Here is a 9,495-nt window from a genome sequence, read left to right on the forward strand (position 1 = left end):
CCACAGGTTATCCCCAGGACTGTCCCCAGATCCGGGCCCGGTTATCCACGGGCCCCGGTCAACTTTACGTGACGCCTTTCACACCAGGGTATGAACGGCTGCCCAAGGTTGTCGAACTGTGGACCCCGTTGTGGACAACCTGGGGATAACCGCCCGCTCCCTGGGGACAACCGGTGGATAACCCGGACGGCCCACTGGTGGCCCGTCAATTGTCCACACCCTGTGGACAACGGTTGTGCACAAGTCCACAGGCACCTGACCTGCGCGGAAGAGCGTAGCGGCGCCGGGCCTGTGGACGAATTCTGGATAACTCCGGGCTCCCGGGCCTGTGGACCGCGCGGAAGGGGTCCGGCCTGTGGACAACTGCCCTGCGCGCCCCCGGTTTTCGAATCACCGGTCAGTTGTTCGGCGCGGGCTGTGGACCGGCGGGACGTCCGTCGTGCGGATACCTGCCCGGCGGCGGCCCGGTACACACCTGTGGAAACGGCGGAAGGGCGCCAGGATCGCTCCTGACGCCCTTCCGGGGTACTCCGGTGTCCGCCCCCAACTCGCGGGGGACGGCTAGCTCTTGATGCGGTTGGTCAGTTCGGTGACCTGGTTGTAGATGGAGCGCCGCTCGGCCATCAGCGAGCGGATCTTCCGGTCCGCGTGCATCACCGTGGTGTGGTCGCGGCCGCCGAACTGGGCGCCGATCTTCGGCAGTGAGAGATCGGTGAGCTCCCGGCAGAGGTACATGGCGATCTGCCGGGCCGTCACCAGCACCCGGCTGCGCGAGGAGCCGCAGAGGTCGTCCACACCGAGGCCGAAGTAGGCGGCGGTCTGCTGCATGATGACCTGCGCGGTGATCTCCGGGCCGGCGTCCTCGTCCCCGCCGGGGATCAGGTCCTTGAGGACGATCCCCGCCAACTCCAGGTCCACCGGTGCCCGGTTGAGGTTGGCGAAGGCGGTCACCCGGATCAGCGCGCCCTCCAACTCCCGGATGTTGCGGGTGATCCGGGACGCGATGAACTCCAACACGTCGGCAGGGGCGTTGAGTTGTTCCTGGATCGCCTTCTTGCGCAGGATCGCGATCCTGGTCTCCAGCTCCGGCGGGGTGACGTCGGTGATCAGGCCCCACTCGAAGCGGTTGCGCAGCCGGTCCTCCAGCGTGGTCAGCAGTTTGGGCGGCCGGTCCGAGGACAGCACGATCTGCTTGTTCGCGTTGTGGAGGGTGTTGAAGGTGTGGAAGAACTCCTCCTGGGTGGACTCCTTGCTCGCCAGGAACTGGATGTCGTCCACCAGCAGGATGTCCATGTCCCGGTAGCGGCGGCGGAAGGTGTCCGCCTTGCCGTCCCGGATCGAGTTGATGAACTCGTTGGTGAACTCCTCCGAGGACACGTAGCGCACCCGGGTGCCCGGGAAGAGGCTGCGCGAGTAGTGCCCGATGGCGTGCAGCAGGTGGGTCTTGCCCAGCCCGGACTCGCCGTAGATGAAGAGCGGGTTGTACGCCTTGGCCGGGGCCTCGGCGACGGCCACCGCCGCGGCGTGCGCGAAGCGGTTGCTGGCGCCGATGACGAAGGTGTCGAACAGGTACTTGGGGTTCAGCCGGGCGGCCGGCTCGTCCTTGCGGGAGCCGCCGGCCGGGGGAGCGCCGGGCGGGGCGGGCACCCCGGGGACGGCGGGGCGCTCGGTCGGCGGCTCCGCGCCCGACTTCTCGGCCGGGCGTCCGCCGGAGGGCCGGGAGCCGTGTCCGCGGCGCCCGGCGCCGGTGCGGGGCTGCTCGCCGGGGCCGGGGCCGTACGCGCCGCCGAAGAGGTCGCCCTGGGTCGTGGAGGGCGGACCGGGGAGGTGCCGCGGCGCGGGGCGGGCCGAGGGCTCCTCGGGCTCGTGGTACGGCGCCTGCGGCTCCTGGTAGCCGGGCCACGGCTGGGCGGGCTGGCCGCCGCCGTAGGGCGCGGGGCGCTGCTCGTAGCCGCCGGTGTCGTAGCGGGGGCGCTCGTAGTCCTGCTCGTACGGCTGCTGGTAGTTCTGGTCGCCGTAGCCGGAGTCCTCCTCGGCCGGGCCCGGGTAGGGCTCGACGGGGGCCTGGGCGGCCGGTGCGGGGGTGGTGGGCACCGCGTTGGCGTCGACCATCACGGCGATCCGGACGGGTCGGCTGAGCTCGCGGCTGAGCGCGTCGGTCAGCTGGGGCAGCAGCCGGCCCTCCAGCACCTGCTTGGCCCGCTCGTTCGGGGTCGCCAGCAGGGCGGTGTCGTGCATCATCCACATGGGCTGGGTGCGCTGCACCCACTGTTTGTCCATCTCCCCGACATCGGGGTCGCTGACCAGCCGCTCGACGACCCTCGCCCAGACCGGGACGAGGTCGCTGTTGACATCAGCCACTGGTGCACGCTTTCCAAGAACAAAACCAGACAAGTCCTGCAACGGTAGTCAGCGAACAGGGACGGATCAAGTCGTTGTCCACAGCCTGTGGGTAAACGGCCTCCGGACGGCTGGTTTGACCCTCGTGCCCCGTCCCGCGTACCGTAACCAGGTCGAGTTGTCGATGGCCGCTGCCGCATGTCCGCGGGTCCACCCGCTCCATAAGGCGCGCAGCACGGGCGCCGTGGATTGCCTCAGACCCCAGCCGAACTGGGGCGATGGGCCGGATTTCCGAATTCCAGGGAGATCACGCGGACGCACGGTGACGGCCAAGCGACTCCCCGTCATCCTACGATTCACCTCAGGAGCCCCCGAGTGAGCAAGCGCACCTTCCAGCCGAACAACCGTCGTCGCGCGAAGACCCACGGCTTCCGGCTGCGTATGCGTACCCGCGCCGGCCGCGCCATCCTGGCTGCCCGCCGTGGCAAGGGCCGCGCCAGCCTGTCCGCCTGATCCGCACCCAGAGTCTCTTGTGCTGCCCTCCGAGAATCGGCTGCGGCGGCGCCAGGACTTCGCGACCGCGGTGAAACGCGGTCGCCGGGCCGGTCGGCCCCTTCTGGTCGTCCATCTCAGCAGAGAAGGCGACCCGCAGGGGCAGACCGACCGGACCAGCGACATCCGCCCGCACGTCGCCGAGGGGACTCCTTCGGCGCGTGCGGGTTTCGTCGTGAGCAAGGCCGTTGGCCCGGCGGTCGTCCGCAACCTGGTGAAGCGCCGGTTGCGCCATCTCGTTCGTGATCGTCTGTCCAGGCTGCCCGCCGGTAGCCTGATAGTGGTGCGTGCGCTGCCCCAGGCCGCGACCGCCTCGTACCAGGAGCTGGAACGCGACCTGGACGCGGCGCTCAAGCGGTTGCTGAGGGTCGAGCCCGCCGCCACGGCGCCGACGGGAGCAGGGCGATGAAGTACCTGCTGATGGGACTGATCAGGGTCTACCAGTGGACGATCAGCCCACTGCTCGGTCCGGTCTGCCGCTACTACCCCTCGTGCTCGCACTACGGCTTCGAAGCCGTGAAGGTGCACGGGGCGGTCAAGGGCGGCGGACTGACCGTGTGGCGCATCCTCCGTTGCAATCCCTGGTCACCTGGCGGGGTGGACCACGTACCGCCCCGCAAGCACCCGGTGTGGCACCGCCGGCTGCGTGATCTGCTGAGCCCCAAGAGCGGGACCGCCGAGCCGGAGCCGGTGGCGAAGCCCGATGCCCAAGGAGTCTGACCGGTGACCTTCGGTTTTCTGAGTCCCCTCTACACAGCGGTGTCCTGGATCATCGTCCAGTTCCACTCGCTGTACAGCAACGTCTTCGACCCGGACGGTGGCTGGGCCTGGGGTCTGGCCATCGCCTCGATGGTGGTCGTCATCCGGATCTGCCTGATCCCGCTCTTCGTGAAGCAGATCAAGGCGACCCGGGCCATGCAGGCGATCCAGCCGAAGATGAAGGCCATCCAGGAGCGCTACAAGAACGACCGGCAGCGCCAGTCCGAAGAGATGATGAAGCTGTACAAGGATGCGGGTACCAACCCGTTCTCCAGCTGCCTTCCCATCATCGTTCAGGCCCCGTTCTTCACCGCCCTCTACGGCGTGCTGTCCAACGTCGCCAAGGGCCACGACATCGGCGTCATCCACGGCTCCCTGCTGGTGAGCGCCGGCAAGGCGCACATCTTCGGTGCCCCGCTGTCCGCGACCTTCCTCGGCAGCCCGGAGACCAGCGTCAAGATCGTCACCGCAGTGATGATCGTGATGATGTCGCTGTCGCAGTTCGTCACCCAGCGCCAGCTGATGACCAAGAACGTCGACCTCACGGTCAAGACGCCGTTCATGCAGCAGCAGAAGATGCTGATGTACGTCTTCCCGGTCATGTTCGCCGTGATGGGCATCAACTTCCCGGTCGGTGTCCTGGTCTACTGGCTGACCACCAACGTCTGGTCGATGGGCCAGCAGCTGGTCGTCATCCACAACAACCCGACCCCGGGCAGCCAGGCCTTCTCGGAGCGCCAGGCGCGGCTGAAGAAGGCCGGCCGACTGCGCTCGGACGGTACGGAGATCAAGGGCGCGCTCTGGGGCATGCTGCCCCCCTCCAAGGCGGCCATCGCCGAGGCGGCCTCCGCCGCCGCCGTGGTCGAGGAGTCGGTCCGGGCGAGCCGCCAGCAGCCCCGGCGCCAGAGCAAGGCCCAGCGCCAGCAGGGCGCCGGCCAGGCGGTCGAGTCGAGCGAGGACACCCAGGTCGAGCAGCCCGCCGAGGACGCCGTCCCGGCGGACTCCGCCGCCAAGACGACGGCTGCCAAGCAGACCGCGGCCAAGCCCGGCGGCACCAAGCAGGGCACCCGGCAGCAGCCCAAGCGCGGCGGCCAGCGGCCGAAGAAGAAGTCCTGACCGACTTCTGCGAAGAGCTTCGTTCCCCGCCCGCCAGCCGGGCCCATCTCCGAAGGAGTCCATCAGTGACGGAAGGCACCACCTCCGCCGTCGAGGCCGAGGACGTCGCCAGCACCGACGAGAGCGTCATCACCCGCCTGGAGCAGGAGGGCGACATCGCGGCGGACTACCTGGAGGGTCTGCTCGACATCGCGGACCTCGACGGTGACATCGACATGGACGTCGAGGGTGACCGTGCCCTGGTGTCCATCGTCAGCGACGGCAACGACCGCGCGCTGCAGCGCCTGGTCGGCCAGGACGGCGAGGTGCTGGAGGCCCTGCAGGAGCTGACCCGGTTGGCCGTCCACCGGGAGACCGGCGAGCGCAGCCGTCTCATGCTGGACATCGCCGGCTTCCGCGCCCGCAAGCGCGAGGAGCTGGCCGCCCTCGGTGCCGAGGCCGCGGAGCAGGCGAAGAGCAGCGGCGAGCAGGTCAAGCTGCGGCCGATGACGCCGTTCGAGCGCAAGGTCGTCCACGACGCGGTCGCGGCCGCCGGTCTGCGCAGCGAGTCGGAGGGCGAGGAGCCCCAGCGGTGCGTGGTCGTGCTGCCGGCCTGAGGCCGTCGGAACGATGACCGGTCACCGCGGTGACCGGTGAGTCTTGCCGAACGCGACCCCGTCCGCCTCGTGCGGGCGGGGTCGTTGTTTCCTTCTGGGATGTTTCACGTGAAACAGTGCGTTGAGCGGGTCGGTGGATCCGGAGATCGGAGAGGTCGAGATGGACACGGAGAACGCGGCCACCGGCCGTCCGGGGGCGGACGTGAACCCTGACGCGGAGGAGCGGGCCGAGCTGCCCGAGCTGGACGTGTTGGCCGAGGCGCCGGCCGCCGCCCGGGAGGTCTTCGGCGACCGCTTCGACGCCGCCGTCCGCTACACCGAGCTGCTGGCCACGGCCGGCGTCCGGCGCGGGCTGATCGGGCCCCGCGAGGTGCCCCGGCTGTGGGACCGGCACGTCCTCAACTGCGCGGTGCTGGCCGAGCTGCTGCCCGCCGGCTCCACCCTGTGCGACGTCGGCTCCGGCGCCGGTCTGCCGGGCATCCCGGTGGCGCTGGCCCGGCCGGACGTCTCGGTGACCCTGCTGGAGCCGCTGCTGCGCCGGACCACCTTCCTGGAGGAGGTCGTCCGGGAGCTGGGGCTGGAGAACGTCACGGTGCTGCGCGGCCGCGCCGAGGAGATGATCGGCAAGCTCGCGGTGGACGTGGTGACCGCCCGGGCCGTGGCGCCGCTGGACCGGCTGGCCGGCTGGGGCATGCCGCTGCTGCGTCCGCACGGGCAGATGCTGGCGCTCAAGGGGGACAGCGCCGAGCAGGAGCTGGCCGACTCGCGCGCCGGGCTGGCCAAGCTGGGCGCCGTCGAGTGGACCGTCATCTCGGTCGGCGAGGGCACCCTGGAGACCTCCACCCGGGTGGTCCAGGTCAAGGCGGGGGAGAGCCCCGGTGGCGTGAAGGCCGCGACCAAGCGGGCCAAGGCGGCCCGGGCCGGTCGTAACGCCGGCGCCAAGACCGGTGACCGCGCCCGGGGCGGGCGCCGTCGCGGCACCCGCTGAGGTCCTCGGTTCGCCACGACGGGCGGACGGCTCCCCTCGCGAGGGGGAACCGTCCGCCCGTCGTCGTTCAGGTGACGGGTGGGCCTCCGGCGGGACACCGGAGTGTCGCAACGTCAGATTTCCGGCATAGCGGGCATGGTGTTTCACGTGAAACGTCGCTCTCTGCTCTCCGGAATCCTCAGCCGCGGCCGGGCTGCGACTGTTGCCGCTCCGGTTTCACGTGAAACACTGAGCCCCATGCAGGACTCGGAGACCATCGACCAGATCGATGACACGCCCATCGCACGGGCTGCCCAGGCTGCGGTTCAGGCGATCGGCCGGGCGGGGGAGGGGCTACCGCGGCCCGCCGCCACCCGGGTGATCGTGGTCGCCAACCAGAAGGGCGGGGTGGGCAAGACCACCACCACCGTGAACATGGCCGCCTCGCTGGCCATGCACGGACTGCGCGTCCTGGTGGTCGACCTGGACCCCCAGGGCAACGCCTCCACCGCCCTCGGCATCGACCACCACGCCGAGGTGCCGTCCATCTACGACGTCCTGGTCGAGGGCAAGCCGCTGGCCGACGTGGTCCAGCCGGTGGTGGACGTCGAGGGGCTCTTCTGCGTCCCCGCCACCATCGACCTGGCCGGCGCCGAGATCGAGCTGGTCTCGCTGGTCGCCCGGGAGAGCCGGCTGCAGCGCGCCATCGCCGCCTACGAGCAGCCGCTGGACTACATCCTGATCGACTGTCCGCCCTCGCTGGGCCTGCTGACGGTCAACGCCCTGGTGGCCGGTCAGGAGGTGCTGATCCCGATCCAGTGCGAGTACTACGCGCTGGAGGGCCTCGGCCAGCTGCTGCGCAACGTCGAGCTGGTGCGCGCGCACCTCAACCCCACGCTGCACGTCTCGACCATCCTGCTCACCATGTACGACGCCCGGACCAGGCTGGCCGCCCAGGTGGCCGAGGAGGTCCGGACCCACTTCCAGGCCGAGGTGCTGAGCACGGCGATCCCGCGTTCGGTCCGCATCTCGGAGGCGCCCAGCTACGGGCAGACGGTGCTGACCTACGACCCGGGTTCCACCGGGGCGCTCTCGTACCTGGAGGCCGCCCGCGAGCTCGCGCTGCGCGCGGTGGGCCAGGGCGGCGGTTCGTCGGTCGGTCAGCAGCGGGACGGCAGCGGTACGGGGCACGGCGCCCCGATGGCACAGCACGGTACGACGGAGGGTCATCAGTGAGTGGTCGCAGGGGTCTGGGACGAGGGCTCGGGGCGCTGATCGGCCCCGCAGTGCCGACCGACGGCGGGGCGGCGCAGCCCGCTGCCGCCACGTCCGCGCCGACCTCGGTGGTGGCGACCGGCACGACGTCACCGGCCTCGGTGCCGGTGCTGCCGGGCGGCCGCGCCACGGTGGCGGCCCGCGCGGCCGTCGGGCGCCAGGCGGAGCAGTCGACGCCGGCGCCGGTGCCCGGTGCCTCCTTCGCCGAGCTGCCGCTGGACGCGATCACCCCCAACCCGCGCCAGCCGCGCGAGGTGTTCGACGAGGACAAGCTGGTCGAGCTGGTGACCTCCATCAAGGAGGTCGGCCTGCTGCAGCCGATCGTGGTGCGCCAGGTCGCCGCCGAGCGCTACGAGCTGATCATGGGCGAGCGCCGCTGGCGGGCCTCCCGGGAGGCGGGGCTGGAGCGGATCCCGGCGATCGTCCGGGCCACCGAGGACGACAAGCTGCTGCTGGACGCCCTCCTGGAGAACCTGCACCGGGCCGAGCTGAACCCGCTGGAGGAGGCGGCCGCCTACGACCAGCTGATGCGGGACTTCTCCTGCACCCACGAGGAGCTGGCCGACCGGATCGGCCGCTCGCGTCCGCACGTCTCCAACACCCTGCGGCTGCTGCGGCTCCCGGCGGCCGTCCAGCGCCGGCTGGCGGCCGGCACGCTGACGGCCGGGCACGCCCGGGCGCTGCTGCCGCTGACGGATCCCGAGGCGCAGGAGAAGCTGGCCGCGCGGATCATCGCCGAGGGCCTCACGGTGCGCAACGTCGAGGAACTCGTCGTCCTGATGCGCTCGGAGGAGCCGAAGGGGGAGAAGCGCCAGGCCCCGAAGGCGGGCAGGATCATCTCCCCGGCGTTCAACGACCTGGCGAGCCGGCTGTCGGACCGCTTCGACACCCGGGTCAAGGTCGAGGTGTCGCAGCGCGGCGGGAAGCTGGGCAAGGGCAAGGTGGTGCTGGAGTTCGGATCGGTCGAGGACCTGAACCGGATCCTGGACAGCATGGCCCCGGGCGAGGACGGTCTGCGGCTGTCGCAGGGCTGAGCCGGTCGGCCGGCCCGGGGGCGACGACCCGATGGGTGCATGTGCCACGTGAGCGCTGTTTCACGTGAAACATGCACCCATCGGCATTCGTGGGGGCATGCTCGACCGTGAGAGGGAGGAGGAGGTGCGGGCCATGGGACGCCGGATCGTTCCGCTGACGCTGGACAACCTCGCGGACCTGCCGACGGGCTGCCGTTCCTGTGTGTTCTGGGAGCTGGACCCGGTCAGCGCGAAGGAGGCGGTGGAGTCCGGGAAGCCGGAGCTGGAGAAGGAGGGGTGGATCTCCGCGGTGCTGCTGGAGTGGGGGTCCTGCGGTCGGATCGTCTACGTGGACGATCAGCCGGCCGGCTTCGTGCTTTACGCGCCGCCCGCCTACGTCCCCCGCTCGCAGTCCTTCCCGACCAGCCCGGTCGCGCCGGACGCCGTTCAGCTGATGGTCAGCCGGGTGCTGCCGGGCTACCAGCACCAGGGGCTGGGCCGGGTGCTGGTGCAGACCGTCGCCAAGGACCTGCTGGGGCGCGGGGTGCGGGCGATCGAGGCCTTCGGAGCGGCGGGCCGGGTGCCCACCAGCTGCGTGCTGCCGGCCGACCACCTGCTCGCGGTCGGCTTCAAGACCGTACGACCGCACCCGCGCTACCCGAGGCTGCGGCTGGAGGCGCGCACCACGCTCTCCTGGCGCGGTGACGTGGAGGGGGCGTTGGAGCGGCTGCTCGGCGGCGCGCGGAAGGAGCCGGCCCTGCGGCCGTTCTGAGCGGGTACGACGGCGGCGGGGGGGCCCCCCCCCGGGGGGGCCCCCCCCCCCCCCCGGCGGGGGGCCGGGGGCATGACCCGCGGGCGAAAAAAAGCCCGCCCACAC

At 70.9% G+C, this 9,495-nt stretch carries 10 protein-coding genes; 9 read left to right on the top strand and 1 reads right to left on the bottom strand.

The window, feature by feature from the left end; translation table 11 throughout:
* Positions 1 to 561: 561 nt before the first annotated feature.
* Positions 562 to 2,361, bottom strand: a complete 1,800-nt coding sequence (dnaA, locus tag ACFY2K_RS08610) for a chromosomal replication initiator protein DnaA (protein WP_375891844.1) — start codon at positions 2,359 to 2,361, stop codon at positions 562 to 564.
* Positions 2,362 to 2,715: 354 nt separating this feature from the next.
* On the opposite strand from dnaA, the gene rpmH reads away from it, so the two are divergent.
* From rpmH to ACFY2K_RS08655, 9 genes are all read left to right on the top strand, one after another.
* Positions 2,716 to 2,853 (top strand): 50S ribosomal protein L34, encoded by a 138-nt coding sequence (rpmH, locus tag ACFY2K_RS08615; RefSeq protein ID WP_030059672.1) that lies wholly within the window; start codon positions 2,716 to 2,718, stop codon positions 2,851 to 2,853.
* Positions 2,854 to 2,872: 19 nt separating this feature from the next.
* A complete protein-coding gene (gene rnpA / locus ACFY2K_RS08620; protein WP_375891842.1) occupies positions 2,873 to 3,301 on the top strand; it encodes a ribonuclease P protein component in 429 nt (142 codons plus the stop codon).
* Complete coding sequence (yidD, locus tag ACFY2K_RS08625; RefSeq protein ID WP_375891840.1) at positions 3,298 to 3,612, top strand: membrane protein insertion efficiency factor YidD; 315 nt, start codon at positions 3,298 to 3,300, stop codon at positions 3,610 to 3,612. The genes rnpA and yidD overlap by 4 nt, the downstream gene beginning before the upstream one ends.
* A gap of 3 nt (positions 3,613 to 3,615) precedes the next feature.
* Entirely contained in the window at positions 3,616 to 4,767 is a 1,152-nt protein-coding gene (yidC, locus tag ACFY2K_RS08630; protein ID WP_375891839.1) for a membrane protein insertase YidC, read from the top strand.
* 65 nt (positions 4,768 to 4,832) lie between these two features.
* Positions 4,833 to 5,363 carry a protein jag gene (locus tag ACFY2K_RS08635; RefSeq protein WP_375891838.1) on the top strand — a complete coding sequence of 177 codons (531 nt, stop codon included), beginning with the start codon at positions 4,833 to 4,835 and terminating at the stop codon, positions 5,361 to 5,363.
* A 160-nt stretch (positions 5,364 to 5,523) separates the two neighbouring features.
* Positions 5,524 to 6,351: a 16S rRNA (guanine(527)-N(7))-methyltransferase RsmG gene (rsmG, locus tag ACFY2K_RS08640; RefSeq protein WP_375891836.1), complete on the top strand. Its 828-nt coding sequence runs from the start codon at positions 5,524 to 5,526 to the stop codon at positions 6,349 to 6,351.
* Positions 6,352 to 6,588: 237 nt separating this feature from the next.
* Positions 6,589 to 7,566 (top strand): ParA family protein, encoded by a 978-nt coding sequence (locus tag ACFY2K_RS08645; RefSeq protein ID WP_360242813.1) that lies wholly within the window; start codon positions 6,589 to 6,591, stop codon positions 7,564 to 7,566.
* Positions 7,563 to 8,639 carry a ParB/RepB/Spo0J family partition protein gene (locus ACFY2K_RS08650; protein WP_380593197.1) on the top strand — a complete coding sequence of 359 codons (1,077 nt, stop codon included), beginning with the start codon at positions 7,563 to 7,565 and terminating at the stop codon, positions 8,637 to 8,639. The genes ACFY2K_RS08645 and ACFY2K_RS08650 overlap by 4 nt, the downstream gene beginning before the upstream one ends.
* A gap of 133 nt (positions 8,640 to 8,772) precedes the next feature.
* Complete coding sequence (locus tag ACFY2K_RS08655; protein ID WP_380525519.1) at positions 8,773 to 9,390, top strand: GNAT family N-acetyltransferase; 618 nt, start codon at positions 8,773 to 8,775, stop codon at positions 9,388 to 9,390.
* Positions 9,391 to 9,495 lie beyond the last annotated feature (105 nt).

This window comes from Kitasatospora sp. NPDC001309 (assembly GCF_042896295.1).
Lineage (GTDB): Bacteria > Actinomycetota > Actinomycetes > Streptomycetales > Streptomycetaceae > Kitasatospora.